At 63.3% G+C, this 14,705-nt stretch carries 13 protein-coding genes and 1 tRNA gene; 8 read left to right on the plus strand and 6 right to left on the minus strand.

What is annotated here, in order from left to right; all coding sequences use genetic code 11:
• The first annotated feature begins 193 nt into the window (after positions 1-193).
• From ACFPN5_RS00235 to ACFPN5_RS00245, 3 genes are all read left to right on the plus strand, one after another.
• Complete coding sequence (locus tag ACFPN5_RS00235) at positions 194-502, plus strand: DUF485 domain-containing protein (protein WP_379778850.1); 309 nt, start codon at positions 194-196, stop codon at positions 500-502.
• Positions 499-2,160, plus strand: coding sequence for a cation acetate symporter (locus ACFPN5_RS00240; protein ID WP_379778853.1), 1,662 nt, complete (start codon positions 499-501; stop codon positions 2,158-2,160). The genes ACFPN5_RS00235 and ACFPN5_RS00240 overlap by 4 nt, the downstream gene beginning before the upstream one ends.
• Before the next feature lie 193 nt (positions 2,161-2,353).
• Positions 2,354-2,680: a hypothetical protein gene (locus tag ACFPN5_RS00245; RefSeq protein WP_379778856.1), complete on the plus strand. Its 327-nt coding sequence runs from the start codon at positions 2,354-2,356 to the stop codon at positions 2,678-2,680.
• 74 nt (positions 2,681-2,754) lie between these two features.
• Here ACFPN5_RS00245 and ACFPN5_RS00250 read toward each other — a convergent pair whose 3' ends face one another.
• The 3 genes from ACFPN5_RS00250 to acs form a co-directional block, all read right to left on the minus strand.
• Positions 2,755-5,055 carry a TonB-dependent receptor gene (locus tag ACFPN5_RS00250; protein ID WP_379778859.1) on the minus strand — a complete coding sequence of 767 codons (2,301 nt, stop codon included), beginning with the start codon at positions 5,053-5,055 and terminating at the stop codon, positions 2,755-2,757.
• 83 nt (positions 5,056-5,138) lie between these two features.
• Positions 5,139-5,507 carry a DUF2946 domain-containing protein gene (locus ACFPN5_RS00255; RefSeq protein WP_379778862.1) on the minus strand — a complete coding sequence of 123 codons (369 nt, stop codon included), beginning with the start codon at positions 5,505-5,507 and terminating at the stop codon, positions 5,139-5,141.
• A 60-nt stretch (positions 5,508-5,567) separates the two neighbouring features.
• Entirely contained in the window at positions 5,568-7,565 is a 1,998-nt protein-coding gene (gene acs / locus ACFPN5_RS00260; RefSeq protein WP_379778865.1) for an acetate--CoA ligase, read from the minus strand.
• Positions 7,566-7,755: 190 nt separating this feature from the next.
• Between acs and ACFPN5_RS00265 the strand changes: the two genes are divergently transcribed.
• The 4 genes from ACFPN5_RS00265 (at position 7,756) to ACFPN5_RS00280 (ending at position 11,018) form a co-directional block, all read left to right on the plus strand.
• Positions 7,756-8,364: a YqhA family protein gene (locus tag ACFPN5_RS00265; RefSeq protein WP_379778868.1), complete on the plus strand. Its 609-nt coding sequence runs from the start codon at positions 7,756-7,758 to the stop codon at positions 8,362-8,364.
• 19 nt (positions 8,365-8,383) lie between these two features.
• Positions 8,384-9,916: a fumarate hydratase gene (locus tag ACFPN5_RS00270; protein ID WP_379778870.1), complete on the plus strand. Its 1,533-nt coding sequence runs from the start codon at positions 8,384-8,386 to the stop codon at positions 9,914-9,916.
• Positions 9,917-9,995: 79 nt separating this feature from the next.
• Positions 9,996-10,868, plus strand: a complete 873-nt coding sequence (gene murI / locus ACFPN5_RS00275; protein ID WP_379778873.1) for a glutamate racemase — start codon at positions 9,996-9,998, stop codon at positions 10,866-10,868.
• Positions 10,869-10,942: 74 nt separating this feature from the next.
• Positions 10,943-11,018 (plus strand) — tRNA-His (locus ACFPN5_RS00280).
• 177 nt (positions 11,019-11,195) lie between these two features.
• Here the strand turns inward: ACFPN5_RS00280 and ACFPN5_RS00285 are convergent.
• Complete coding sequence (locus ACFPN5_RS00285; RefSeq protein ID WP_379778876.1) at positions 11,196-11,633, minus strand: hypothetical protein; 438 nt, start codon at positions 11,631-11,633, stop codon at positions 11,196-11,198.
• Between the two features lie 362 nt (positions 11,634-11,995).
• On the opposite strand from ACFPN5_RS00285, the gene ACFPN5_RS00290 reads away from it, so the two are divergent.
• Positions 11,996-13,498, plus strand: a complete 1,503-nt coding sequence (locus ACFPN5_RS00290) for a hypothetical protein (RefSeq protein ID WP_379778879.1) — start codon at positions 11,996-11,998, stop codon at positions 13,496-13,498.
• An 83-nt stretch (positions 13,499-13,581) separates the two neighbouring features.
• Here the strand turns inward: ACFPN5_RS00290 and ACFPN5_RS00295 are convergent, their stop codons facing one another.
• Positions 13,582-14,076: a hypothetical protein gene (locus ACFPN5_RS00295; RefSeq protein WP_379778882.1), complete on the minus strand. Its 495-nt coding sequence runs from the start codon at positions 14,074-14,076 to the stop codon at positions 13,582-13,584.
• Positions 14,077-14,344: 268 nt separating this feature from the next.
• Complete coding sequence (locus ACFPN5_RS00300; protein WP_379778885.1) at positions 14,345-14,689, minus strand: energy transducer TonB; 345 nt, start codon at positions 14,687-14,689, stop codon at positions 14,345-14,347.
• Between the last annotated feature and the right edge of the window lie 16 nt (positions 14,690-14,705).

A 14,705-nucleotide genomic window follows, 5' to 3' on the forward strand; every position in this document is an offset into this window, starting at 1 on the left:
CAACATCCAAAGGGTAACGAAAAAGGCCGTAACCCTGTCAACCTATCTTAGGACGAGACACTCAGGCGTTTCTACAATTGTCGTTGCGATTCAATCTGCGCACGTAAGACTTCGGTAAGCGAACGCCCGTAGGGTAGCGCCAGCCTCAGGAATGCAAAGCCGGGCATCACTTAAAATATCAGGAGACACAACAATGGATCAAGACATCGTGCAGCGGGTGAAGGCCGATCCCGATTACCACAAGCTCGTCAGGACGCGTTCGCGCTTCGGCTGGACCCTCACCTGGGCGATGATGATCGTCTATTACGGCTTCACGCTGCTGGTGGCCTTCAACAAGGAATTCCTGGGTACCCGCATTGGAGACGGTGTCATGACCTGGGGCATCCCGCTCGGTCTGTCGGTCATCGTCTTCACCATCGTGGTCACCGGCATCTATGTGCGCCGCGCCAACAGCGCCTATGACGAACTGACTGAGGCGGTCAAGAAGAAGGTGCAAGCATGAACACCACCTTGCGCAACTTCGTCGCGGCAGTCGCAATCGCTGCGTCCGGTGCTGCCATGGCGGCGCCTGATCTCGGCCAGGCGACCCAGCAGGCCACCAACTGGACCGCGATCAGCATGTTCGCGGCCTTCGTCATCTTTACGCTGTTCATTACCAAATGGGCTGCGGCCAAGACCCGCTCGGCGTCCGACTTCTACACTGCGGGCGGCGGCATCACAGGCTTTCAGAACGGCCTGGCGATCGCGGGCGACTTCATGTCGGCCGCTTCCTTCCTGGGCATTTCGGCGGCCGTGTTCCTCGACGGCTTCGACGGCCTGATCTACGCAATTGGCTTCCTGGTCGGCTGGCCAGTCATTACCTTCCTGATGGCCGAGCGCCTGCGCAACCTCGGCCGCTTCACCTTCGCCGACGTCGCCGCGTACCGCTTCCACCAGAAACCTATCCGCGTGTTCGCGGCCTCGGGCACTCTGGTAGTGGTGCTGTTCTATCTCATCGCCCAGATGGTCGGTGCGGGCCAGCTTATCAAGCTGCTGTTCGGCCTCGAATACTGGATCGCCGTCGTGATCGTGGGCGTCCTGATGATGGTCTACGTGCTGTTCGGCGGCATGACAGCCACTACCTGGGTGCAGATCATCAAGGCCGTGCTGTTGCTGTCGGGCGCTTCGTACATGGCCTTCGCGGTGCTGGCGCAGTACAACTTCAGCCCGGAGAAGCTGTTCTCCACCGCGACCGAAGTTCACAGCAAGGGCTTCAGCATCATGGGGCCGGGTAATTTTGTGAAAGACCCGATCTCAGCGATTTCCTTCGGCATGGCCTTGATGTTCGGCACCGCCGGCCTGCCACACATTCTGATGCGCTTCTTCACCGTCCCGAACGCCAAGGAAGCGCGCAAGTCGGTGCTGTGGGCCACTACCTGGATCGGCTACTTCTACATCCTCACCTTCATTATCGGCTTCGGCGCGATCGTGCTGGTAGGCACCAACCCGGAGTTCAAGGACGCAACGGGCAAACTGCTGGGCGGGAACAACATGGCGGCAGTGCATCTGGCCAAGGCCGTGGGCGGAGACATCTTCCTCGGCTTTATCTCGGCAGTGGCCTTCGCCACCATCCTGGCAGTGGTGGCAGGCCTCACCCTGTCTGGCGCATCGGCCGTTTCGCACGACCTGTACGCCACCGTGTTTGCCAAGGGCAAGGCTACCAGCGCCAGCGAGCTGAGAGTCTCGAAGCTCACCACCATCGCGCTCGGTTTCATTGCAGTGCTGCTGGGTATCGCGTTTGAAAAGCAGAACGTAGCCTTCATGGTATCGCTGGCGTTTGCGATTGCCGCCTCGGCCAACTTCCCGGTGCTGTTCATGTCGGTGCTGTGGAAGAACTGCACTACGCGCGGCGCGACGGTCGGTGGCTTCCTCGGCCTGGCGACGGCCGTGGTGCTCACTGTAGTGTCGAAGTCGGTGTGGGTCGACGTGCTGGGCAATGCAGAAGCGATCTTCCCCTACACCTCGCCCGCGATCTTCTCGATGGCAGTCGGCTTCATCGGTATCTGGCTGTTCTCGGTCACCGACAGCAGCCCACGCGCTGCCATCGACAAAGCGGGCTTCGAGGCGCAGGAAGTGCGCTCGGAAACCGGTATTGGTGCGGCGGGGGCCAGCGGCCACTGATCCGGATCGCATTCGTTTGAACCCGCTGCGGCGGTAAAGCCGTTCAGTTGAAACTGAACGGCATTTTTAGCTTGTGGCGGTCAACACCACTCATCTCTGTTAACCTTGCGTAGCCTGTCTTTACCCCTTGAACCCCCTCTCCAATGATGGCAAACTGACAGTCCAGCATGCCCTCTCACCCAGGAGAACAACGATGACAACCATGACCGGCGGTACCGGCCCTGCAGTAAAACAGTTCGGTTCGAAGCAGTTGCTGCGCGTCGTTCTCGCCACTGCGGCGATCCTGCTGATCCCCTTCGTGGCAATGCAGTTCACCGGCGAAGTGAACTGGACCGCGAGCGATTTCGTGATCATGGGTGTGCTGCTGTTCGGAACCGGTCTCCTGCTCCAGTTTGCTGCAAACAAGATCCGTAGCAGCAAAAGCCGCCTGATCGCCATTGGCGCGATCGGCCTGGCCTTCCTCTTTGTGTGGGCCGAGCTGGCCGTGGGCATCATCGGCAGCCCGTTCGCCGGTTCGTAAGCGCTCTATTCCGCGTTGAAGAGGCCGCCTGTCAGGCGGCCTTTTTTCATTTCCTCGTCCCAGTTCCCCCATCCTCACAAATCGTATTTCAACTCCGCCAGCCAGGTGCGTTGCGGGTAGGGGTGGAAGTTCCAGTACCGATAATTGTTGAGGTTATCGACACCCAGCGCCACGCTCCATTGCGCGTTCAGCCGGTACGTCGCCCGCAGGTCGGCCGTGAAGTAGCGGCTCGAACCCTGGTAGGCGAAGCCGTTCGGGTCGGAATTGTCGAGCGTGGAGAACTGCTTTCCGCTGTAGCGGGCCGCCAGCGTCAGCGCCATCCGGTCGTTGACGCGGTAACTGGCGACACCGGTGGCGCGCCACTCGGGAATGCGCGGCTGGCGCTTGCCGATGCTGGCCGGGAACTTGTCGTTGCGTTCGATGGTCGAGTCGGTCCAAATGAGGCTGGCGTTCAGGTCCAGTCCCGGCCAGCGGACGTCGGTCGCGCCGTAGGCGAGCTCGACGCCCCGGGTATCGATCCGGCCGACGTTCTGGACGTTGGTGACGTTGGGCGTGACGAGCACGTTCGTCTGCGAGTACAGGGCGTCGCGGGTGCGCTCGCCGAAGCTGGTGAAGCGCAGCGAGCCCGTATCGAGCTTGCGCTCGGCAGTCAGCTCCCCGGTCCAGGACCGTTCCGGCGCCAGGTTCGGATCGTTGTTGATCAGCACACCGGCCCCCGTCACGCCGCCCTGGTACAGCTCGGAGACGGTGGGCATGCGCACCGCGCGCCCGAGCGAGGCCTTCAGTACCCAGTCGGGCCTTGCCTGCCAGGCGAGCGCCGCCTTGGGGGATGCCCAGTTTTCGCTGCGCGCCTGGTGCGTCACCGTGGCCGTCGCATTCGAGGTGCGCCCGCCGCTGGCCTCCCAGCGCTCCAGGCGCAGCCCGAGCACGGCCTTCCAGCTGGGAGCGAAGCGCCAGGTATCCTGGACAAACAGGGCCTGGGTGCGGGTACGGCCGCCGAAGGCCTGGTTGCGCGCGCCGGGCGCGCCGTCGATCCAGTTGGCCGTGGCGTGTTCGATACTTGCCAGCTCGTAGGCTTCGCGCTGGTAGCCGAATTCGACGATGTGGGCGCCGCCCATGCCCAGCGGGCGCCACACGCCTTTCGCGGAAAAGGTGTTCCAGCCGGTGCCGCTGCCGTCGACGATGCGCCCTGCCCCATTCACGAGCGCGCCCGGCAGCGCCACGGTGGCGGCGCGCAGCCGGTCCTCGCTGTAGTCGTACAGGCTGCCGGCCAGTTCCCAATCAAACACGCCCCTGGCATTGCTCTTGATTGAGAGACCGTGCATCACATGGCGCAGGTCCTCGTTCGAGAGGTTGAAGTCCGTCTGGCCGAGGGTATAGGTACGGCCATTGATCGTGACCGGCCCGCTGTAGACCGGCTGGCCGGTGCCGCGCAGGTAACTGTCGGGCCGCCCTTCGGAGTCGTTTTGCCACAGGCCGAGCACATAGGTGGCGCGCACTGCCGGCGTGAAGTCATAGGCCAGCTTCGCCTTCAGGTGGTCCTGCACCGTGTCGTATTGGGTGGCGGTGCCGAGGATGAGCCAGTCGCGGTAGCCGCGGTCCTGTGCCGGCACCGCACCGGTGACGCTGTCCGGATTCGGGCTGGCCACGCCGGCGCCAGGTAAGCGCGTAATAAAAGTTTGCGGCTGGCCGGAGCTGTCGTTGCGGCTGAGGTCGATGAACCAGGACCACGCGCCCTGTCGGTCGCCGAGCGAGATGCTGCCCTGGCGGCCGGTAAAACTGTCGCGGGTGTTGTAGAGCCGGAACGGCTGGTGCGACAGCGACAGCTTCGCATGCGCTTCGAAGCGGCGCGGCATGCGGGTGACGTAATCAACGACCGCGCCGACCGAATTGCCGCCATAGGCGGCAGAGAAAGGACCGTAGAGCACGTCGACCCGTTCAATCTCCGTCGGCGTGACCATGCCCCAGCGCGGCGCGAAGGTGGCGCCGTTGCCGAGGTAGTTCGACAGCAGGATGCCGTCGGCATACACGGCCGAACGCGCACTGTTGCCGGTGCCGGACGCCCTGGTTGACAGCACGGCGTGGTTGTAGTCGCCGATGTAGCGTTTGCGCACCAGCAGGCTGGGCAGGTATTTGAGCGCGTCTTCGGCATCCGTGGCATTGATCGTGCGGGCGATATCAAAGGCGGTGATGCCTTCGATCGTGGTCGGGATCTGGGTCGGCAGCGAGCTCGGGCGGTTGCCGGTGATGATGACGGTGCCCATCTGCTTCACGGGTGCGCTGGTGGACGTGGTGTCGTCCTTGTCCTGGGCCGCGGCAGCGCCCGAAAATGCGGCGAGGATGGCGAGCGCAAGGGTGGTTTTTTCCGGTTTCATGCTGCTCCTGTTCGTACGTGGGCACGACGCAAGGCGCGCGCGGCGATATGCGCGCGGCATGCGGCTAAGGCATCAGTGGCGAATCAGGAAACGACCGGTGGCGCGCGCGACCTGGTCGCGGCCCAATGAAACAATGGTTCGGGCGCCCGGTAAAACAGGGATGGAAAAACGGCCCCGCCAACGGCAGCCAGTCGTGCCGAGGTCTGCGGCAACAAGTCCGGGGCGTGATGCCCGTCCGAGCAGAACGGGCAATGCTTGACAGGATCGACGCCCAGGTCGACTCCCGTGGCATTCACCTCGGTCGCCGTGTGACCGGCAGCGTGACAGACCGGAAAATCGACAGCTTCCGGCGGTGTGTGCACCGCATGCGACAGCGATGGCGCAAGCGTGCCGAACAGAATCGTCAGGCAGGCGATCCAGTTAATCAGCGCATGTCGGAGAAGCCGGGTCATGCGTAAAGTATAACGAAAGCCCGCGCTTGCGGGCTTTCGTAAACCTCATGCTACAGGCGTTTAAGCCGATTCCTTGAGCTGGTCGAGGATGGCCGGGTTTTCCAGCGTCGAGATGTCCTGCGTGATGGTCTCGCCCTTGGCCAGTACGCGCAGCAGGCGGCGCATGATCTTGCCCGAGCGCGTTTTCGGCAGGTTGTCGCCGAAGCGGATTTCCTTCGGCTTGGCGATCGGGCCGATTTCCTTGCCGACCCAGTTGCGCAGTTCCAGCGCCAGCTTCTTCGCCTCTTCGCCGGTCGGCCGCGCCTGTTTCAGCACGACAAAGGCGCAGATCGCCTCGCCCGTGGTGTCGTCCGGCTTGCCGACAACCGCCGCTTCGGCAACGATCGGGTTGGCCACCAGCGCCGACTCGATTTCCATCGTGCCCATGCGGTGGCCCGACACGTTGAGCACGTCGTCGATGCGGCCGGTGATGGTGAAGTAGCCGGTGTCCTTGTTGCGGATCGCGCCGTCGCCGGCGAGGTAATACTTGCCGCCCAGCTCTTCAGGGAAGTAGCTGGTGCGGAAGCGCTCGGGATTGTTCCAGATGGTGCGGATCATCGACGGCCACGGGCGCTTCACGACCAGGATGCCGCCCTGCCCGTTCGGCACGTCGGCGCCCGCCTCGTCGACGATCGCCGCCATGATGCCCGGCAAAGGCAGCGTGCACGAGCCCGGCACCATCGGCGTCGCACCCGGCAGCGGCGTGATCATGTGGCCGCCCGTTTCGGTCTGCCAGAAGGTGTCGACGATCGGGCAGCGTTCCTGGCCGACATTCTTGTAGTACCACATCCAGGCTTCCGGATTGATCGGTTCGCCCACCGAGCCCAGCAGGCGCAGCGAGGACAGGTCGTAGTTCTTCGGATGCACTTTCTCGTCCACATCCGATGCCTTGATCAGGGAACGGATGGCCGTGGGCGCGGTGTAGAAGATCGACACCTTGTGCTTGGCGATGGTGTCCCAGAAGCGGCCGGCGGTTGGGAAGGTCGGCACGCCCTCGAACACGACCTGGGTGGCGCCGACGGCCAGCGGGCCATAGGCGATGTAGCTGTGGCCGGTGACCCAGCCGATGTCGGCGGTGCACCAGAAGACGTCGTTCGGCTTGATGTCGAAGGTCCACTTCATCGTCAGCGCAGCCCACAGCAGGTAGCCGCCGGTCGAGTGCTGGACGCCCTTCGGCGTGCCGGTCGAGCCCGAGGTGTAGAGGATGAACAGCGGGTGTTCGGCCTCGACCCATTCCGGCTCGCATTCCGTACTCTGGCTGCCGACCAGGTCGTGCAGCCAGATGTCGCGCCCTTCGGTGAAGGCAATGTTGCCCTTGGTGCGCTGGTAGACGATGACGTCGCGGACGGTATCGCAGCCGCCCATGGCAAGCGCTTCGTCGACGATGGCTTTCAGCGGCAGCGACTTGCCGCCGCGCTGTTGCTCGTCAGCCGTAATGATGGCGACGGCGCCGGCGTCGATGATGCGTTCCTGAAGCGACTTGGCCGAAAAGCCGCCGAACACGACGGAATGGGTGGCGCCGATACGGGCGCAGGCCTGCATTGCGGCCACGCCTTCGACCGACATCGACATATAAATGATGACGCGGTCGCCCTTCTTGATGCCGCGGGATTTTAGGCCGTTGGCGAACTTGCAGACGCGCTGGTGCAGGTCGCGGTAGGTGACGTTGGTGGTGGCGCCGTCGTCGGCCTCGAAGACGATGGCCGTTTTCTCGGCGTTGCCGTTGAGCAGGTTGCGGTCGAGGCAGTTATACGAAGCGTTCAACTGCCCGTCGGCGAACCACTTGTAGAACGGCGCGTCCGACTCGTCGAGCGTATTGGTGAAAGGCGTTTGCCAGTCGAGGTGTTCGCGCGCGAGGCGCGCCCAGAAGCCCTCGTAGTCGCTCGCCGCTTCCTGGCACAGCTTGTCGTACGCTTCCATGCCGGAGATGGCGGCATTCGCCGCGAACCCGGACGGCGGCGGGAACACGCGGTGTTCCTGCAAGCCATGGTTTTCCTGGTTGGTCTCGTTCTCGGCCATGCTAGTCTCCATATAGTAGTAGTTTGCCAGACACCATAGGCGCGGCCGCTTACTGAACCCTTACAGCGCACCTCCCTATTCAGGTGCGATTTTACCAACGCCAGAGCATTCCGACGCGGCCATCTGCAACCGTGCCAGAGAGGTGTAAAATGATGGGCTGTATTTTGTCCGAATCCTGGAGTTCAGCTCGATGTCGCAATTGCCCCCGGTAACACCAGCTGCCAAGCTTACCCCCCTGAACAACCTGATTTTCGCCAGCCGCTGGCTGCAGCTGCCGCTCTACCTGGGCCTGATCCTGGCGCAGTGCGTCTACGTGTTCCACTTCTGGGTCGAACTGAAGGACCTGATCGGCGCCGCCCTCGGCAATGTCGCCTCGCTGAACCACATCCTGGACGTGGTGACCGTACCCGGCTCTGTCCGTCCAACCAAGCTGACCGAGACCACGATCATGCTGGTCGTGCTCGGGCTGATCGATGTGGTGATGATCTCGAACCTGCTGATCATGGTCATTGTTGGCGGCTACGAAACCTTCGTCTCACGCATGAACCTGCAGGGCCATCCGGACCAGCCGGAATGGCTGTCGCATGTGAATGCCTCAGTCCTGAAAACCAAGTTGGCTATGGCGATTGTCGGCATCTCGTCGATCCACCTGTTAAAAACCTTCATCAATGCGGGCGCGTACGAGCCCACGGTGCTGGTTGCGCAGACCGTTATCCATAGCGTATTTTTGCTTTCAGCCCTGGCAATTGCCTATACCGACCGCATCGTGACCACGACGCACCAGTCCAAGCCTCATTAACATCCATCCGAGAATTGTCATGACAGTCATTAAACAGGAAGACCTGATCGAATCGGTCGCCGCCGCGCTGCAGTACATCAGCTACTACCACCCGGCCGACTACATCGAACACCTGGCGCGCGCCTACGAGGCCGAGCAGAGCCCGGCAGCGAAGGACGCGATCGCCCAGATCCTGACCAACTCGCGCATGTGCGCAGAAGGCAAGCGCCCGATCTGCCAGGACACCGGCATCGTCAACGTGTTCCTGAAAATCGGCATGGGCGTGCGCTTCGAAGGTTTCAGCGGCAACGTCACCGACGCCGTCAACGAAGGCGTGCGCCGCGCGTACAACTTCGCCGACAACAAGCTGCGCGCCTCGATCGTGGCCGACCCGCATTTCGAGCGCAAGAACACGAAGGACAACACCCCGGCCGTGGTCCACATGGAACTGGTCGAGGGCAACACCGTCGACATCCGGATCGCGGCCAAGGGCGGCGGCTCGGAAAACAAGACCAAGTTCGTCATGCTCAACCCGTCGGACTCGCTGGTCGACTGGGTGCTGAAGACCGTGCCGCTGATGGGCGCGGGCTGGTGCCCGCCGGGCATGCTCGGCATCGGCATCGGCGGCACCGCCGAAAAGGCGATGCTGATGGCGAAAGAGTCGCTGATGGAAGACATCGACATGTACGAGCTCAAGCAGCGCGGCCCGCAGAACAAGCTGGAAGAGCTGCGCATCGAACTGTGCGAGAAGATCAATGCGCTCGGCATCGGCGCCCAAGGCCTGGGTGGCCTGACGACCGTGCTGGACGTGAAGATCAACATGTACCCGACCCACGCGGCTTCCAAGCCGGTGGCGATGATCCCGAACTGCGCCGCCACCCGCCACGCGCATTTTGTGCTCGACGGCTCGGGCCCGGCCTATATCGAACCGCCTGCGCTGTCGACCTGGCCGGACGTGCAGTGGACCCCGGACACCGAAAAATCGAAGCGCGTCGACCTGAATACGCTCACGAAAGAAGAAGTCGCTTCGTGGACGCCGGGCCAGACCCTGCTCCTGAACGGCAAGATGCTGACCGGCCGCGATGCCGCCCACAAGCGCATCCAGGACATGCTGGCCAAGGGCGAGCCGCTGCCGGTCGACTTCACGAACCGCGTCATCTATTACGTCGGCCCGGTCGACCCGGTGCGCGAAGAAGTCGTGGGCCCTGCCGGCCCGACGACCGCGACGCGCATGGACAAGTTCACCGACATGATGCTGGAAAAGACCGGCCTGATTTCGATGGTCGGCAAGGCCGAGCGCGGCCCGGCGGCGATCGAAGCGATCCAGAAGCACAAGTCGGCCTACCTGATGGCCGTCGGCGGCTCGGCTTACCTGGTGTCGAAGGCGATCAAGTCGGCGCGCGTCGTCGGTTTCGAGGACCTGGGCATGGAAGCGATCTACGAGTTCGACGTTCAGGACATGCCTGTCACCGTCGCCGTCGATTCGACCGGCACCTCGGTGCACAACACCGGTCCGAAGGAATGGTCGGCGAAGATCGAATTGCTGAAGGGCATTCCGGTCGCAGTCGTCTAAAGAACGTAGCGTGGACGGCTCGTAATTCAGGCCCCCGGCCTGAATTACTCCACGCGTTCAACGCACACCTGCGTCCCTTATGACCCCACTTCCCCCCTCCCCCGACGCCCCCATCGGCATCTTCGATTCCGGCGTCGGCGGCCTCTCGGTCCTGCGCCACATCCGCGCGCAGCTGCCGCATGAACACCTGATGTATTTCGCCGATTCCGGCTTCGCCCCCTACGGCGACAAGCCCGAACACGTCGTCACCGAACGCGTGCTCGCCATCGGCGCCTTTTTCCATGCGCGCGGCGCCAAAGCCATCGTCGTCGCCTGCAACACGGCCACCGTGGCTGCGATTGCCGTGCTGCGCGAGCGCTACCCGGGCATGCCGATCGTCGGCGTCGAGCCGGGCCTGAAACCCGCGGCCGCCGCCACGCGTAACGGGCTGGTAGGCGTGCTGGCCACCGAGCGCACCCTGGCGGGCAGCAAATTCCTGCTGCTGCGCGACCAGATCAGCGCCGCCACCGGCACCCGCTTCCTGCTGCAACCCTGCAATGGGCTGGCCGACCAGATCGAATTCGGCGAGCTCGAATCCGACACCACCGACGCCCTGCTGCGCCGCTTCGTCATCCCCCTGCTCGACCAGGGTGCCGACACGCTGGTGCTCGGCTGCACCCATTATCCGCTGGTGCAGGCCTCGATCGAACGCGTGATCGCCGCGCACACGCCGCGCCCCGTGACGCTGGTCGACACCGGCGAGGCCGTCGCGCGCCAGCTCGAACGCCTGCTGACAGTTGGCGCCCTCGCCCGCGCAGCCGACGAGCCAGGCACGGCACGCCTCGATGGCTACACGAGCGCCAGCGCGACCGCCTTGTCGGCCGCCTTTGCCGGCCTGCTCGGGCTCGATCCGCCGGTGCACGAGGTGCCGCCCGAGGGTGCTGGCGCGATCTTGACCCGACAGAACAATTAGATTTGCCAATTTGCTTGAGGGTTTGTATAATCTCGTTCTGTCGCAGCATGCTGTGGCAGAAAAGCAAGACAGTGGTGGCTGTAGCTCAGTTGGTAGAGTCCAGGATTGTGATTCCTGTTGTCGTGGGTTCGAGCCCCATCAGCCACCCCAAGAATTCGTAGTAAACAGAAAGGGTTACATGCTTCGTCGTGTAACCCTTTTTTGTTTTTCCCTCCTGGTGGCCAAGCGCCAGGTAACCCGCCACCAGTAAACCGACATGAAAAAATGCCAGTCATACGAATGACTGGCATTTTTCGTTTCCGGGGCGGTTTCGCCAGCCCTGCCCGATCAGTAACGGTTGCCGTTGTTCGGGCGCGCATCGACACGGTTCGGGACGCCGTCATTGTCGCGGTCGCGATCAGCGCGGTTCGGGACGCCGTCGCGATCACGGTCGCCACGGACCACGCGGTCGCCGCGCTGCCAGCCGCCGCGCTCCATGACCCAGCCGTTACGGTCGCGGCGCCATTCAGGACGGGCATACACGTAACCTGGACGGACTTTCTCGTAGTGACCGGCAACCCAGGTGTAGCGGCGACCAGTCCAGTCCCAGTAGCCCGGCACCCATTCGAAGCCGCGGCGCGCTGCGGGAATCCGTTCGGCGCGCAATGCTGGCGGGGCCTTTTGCACGACGATGATCTCGGTCCTGGTTTGCGCCTGTGCCTGCGCCGGGGTGAAGGCGGCGGTGCTGATCAGGGCGGCTGTGATGGTGATGAGGATTCGTTTCATGGTAGTGCTCCTTTTGGTTCGGTGAGCTCACTATAGCCAAGGGTTCTTCCGTCCAGTAGCACTGATGCAAGTTCTTACAGGCGATACATTATGCGACCCGCCGGCAAGATTTCGATAACACATACTTGGGTTCGCGCAGGCGGGCACCAGGATCGCCATTCGCTCGCAACGAACAGCCGGCACAAGCACATCTCCCAGTCATTAGCGATCTTTGAAGCAAGTGCTCGAAGGTGTGCGACCGCTGAGTAGGGTTTTAGTTCCACTGCTGGGTTAGAGCGAGATCATGGTCGAGTTAGAGACTGGGCCTACAGTGAGCCCTTGTGTTTCCTCAACTCCCTATCCAAAAGGCTCTTATGACATTCATGCCCAGCCAAAAAGCTCGCCTGCAACTGGCCGGCTTGCTCGCACCGGCCATCGCGGCGCTGTGCGCCGGCGCCGCTTCCACCAACGCGGCAAGCGCACCGGCGGCGGCTGCGGCGCCTGCGGTCGAATACAGCGTCATCAATCTCGGCCCGGACGCAGTGATCACGGTATTGAACGGGCGCGGCCAGGTCGCCTTCGCGAGCGGGCCGTCCGACGCACCATCCAACTGGTTCTTTGACGGCAGCCGCGTGCATGCCCTCGGGTCGTTGGGCGGGTCCTATACCTTGCTGAAAGGGGTGAACAACCAGGGCGTGGTCGTCGGCCAATCCCAGGATGGGTTGTCCAACTACCGCGCGTTTTCCTGGACCGTCGCGGGAGGCATGCGCGCCTTGCCCGGTCCGACACTGGCCGATGCGCATGCCATCAACAACCGCAACCAGATGGTGGGGGCGGTGCGGGCGGAGGGGCAGATGTTCTACACCCGCGCCAACCGCTGGAATGCCGACGGCACCCTCACCCGCCTCGGCCCGCCGCCAGCGAGGTTGTCGGCGGCCGTGGCCATCAACGACAGTGGCGTGTCGGTCGGCGATTCCGAAGTCCAGTTCCAGGACAGCCGCGCTATGGTGTGGGATGCGGCCGGCAAGGCCACGGACCTGGGCAAGTTCGGCGGCTCCCAGTCGACCGCCAGGCACATCAATGCGAGCGGCCAGGTCCTTGGCACCTATTACAAGGATGGGCGCGGCATCGGCTTTCTCTGGAGCCGGAAAGGAGGCATGGTGCGGGTCGGCCCGGATGGGGGCGACCAGCATGTCACCGCGCTCAACGACAATGGCGAAGTCATCGGGAACAACCTGATCGTGGACAGCGACCCTGCCTACCGCTACAGCCCCTTCATCTGGTCCATGGCGCGCGGCATGCAGCCATTGCCCGTGGCCGGGGCGCCGGACGGCAGGGTCCAGGCCCTGAACAACCGGCGCCAGATAGTGGGCTACATCGAGCGCACGCCTGAGGACGTGGGCAGCCGGCGCGCCGTGTTGTGGAACGATGCGGCCAATCCAGTCGACCTGAACACCCGGCTCTACCGGGCTCCGGCCGGACTGGTGCTGTACGCGGCAAAAGCGATCAACGACAACGGCAGCATCGTGGCCGATTCCAACGCCGGGCTGGTCCTGCTGCGCCCTGGCAGGCTAGGGACGGCCGCGCCGGTGCTCGGCGCCATCGCCGGCGCAGCCGCAGACGGCGCGCTCAAGCTGGGCGATACGGTCGACCTCACGGTCAATTTCGTCGACAGCGCCCCGGCCGAGTCGCACCTGGCTGTGGCGAGCGTCGACGACGGCTGCCCGCAGGCCGCGCCAAGCCTGCGCGAGCGCCGCGGGCTGGGCGACGTCAGCCTGCGCCATACCTTCTGCCGGGCGGGCACGTTCACGGTCAAGGTCAAGGTGACGGACCGTGCAGGCAACGCCGCGCAAGTGCAGCGAACGCTGCTTGTCACTGCTCCGTAGATTGCAACGCGCACAGCAAAAAGGCCACCTCATCAGGTGGCCTTTTCTTCATGCGGGAGCCGGCCTACGCCAGCCCCCCTTGATCAGTAACGGTTCGGATTGTTCGGCCGCGCGTCAGCACGGTTCGGGACGCCGTCATTGTCGCGGTCGCGGTCGGCACCGTTACGGATACCATCGTTGTCGCGGTCGCGGTCGTAGCGGTTCGGGACGCCGTCGCGGTCACGGTCGCCGCCGCGGACCACGCGGTCGGCACGGTCGCCGCGCTGCCAGCCGCCACGCTCCATGACCCAGCCGTTACGGTCGCGGCGCCATTCAGGACGGGCATACACGTAGCCTGGACGGACTTTTTCGTAGTGGCCGGCAACCCAGGTGTGGCGGCGGCCGTTCCAGTCCCAGTAGCCCGGCACCCATTCAAAGCCGCGGCGTGCCGCAGGGATCCGTTCGGAGCGCATGGCGGGTGGGGCCTTTTGCACGACGATGATCTCGGTCCGGCCGTACGATTGCGCCTGCGCATGCACCGGGGTGAAGGCGGCGGTACTGATCAGAACGGCTGCTGCGGTGAGAAGGATTCGTTTCATGGAAGTGCTCCTTTCGGTTCGGTGTGAGATCACTATAGCCAAACGTTCCAGCGGGCAGTAGAACTGATGCAAGTGCTTACAACCGATACATCTGGCAGGAAGCCATTAACAGACTGGAAACTTTATGCTACCTCGCCCTGCCTCCCGGCAGCGCACGGACGAGGCCGCTATTGAATGAGGCCAGCACGTGGCCCCTTCACACCTTGCGCCGCAAAACAAAACAGCCGGCGCAAGGCCGGCTGTTTGTGAAGCGGAAAACCCCGAGTGATCAGTCGAGCTTCCAGGCGTAGTCGACCTTGGTCCAGGTCTGGGCTGGCGAACCGTCTTTCGAACCCGGCTTGAACTTGCAGGCGGACAGGCCTTTCTGGGCTGCCTTGTCGAGGCCTTTGAAGCCGCTCGACTTGTCCAGCTTGGAATCGGCGACGCTGCCGTCGGCATTGACGAGGAACGACATCGTGGTCGTGCCCTGCTCTTCGTTCATCAGCGACGCTTTCGGGTATTCGACCTTGCACTTCGACGGATCGAAGGAAGCCGGGGTTTCAGCAGCGAAGGCCGAGCCGGCGATGGCGGTGAAAGCGATGGTAGCGATGGCGCTCAGGTAAGTTTTTTTCATGATTTGTCGTTCCAGT

The organism is Massilia niabensis (assembly GCF_042655085.1).
GTDB classification, from domain to species: Bacteria; Pseudomonadota; Gammaproteobacteria; order Burkholderiales; family Burkholderiaceae_D; genus Telluria; species Telluria niabensis.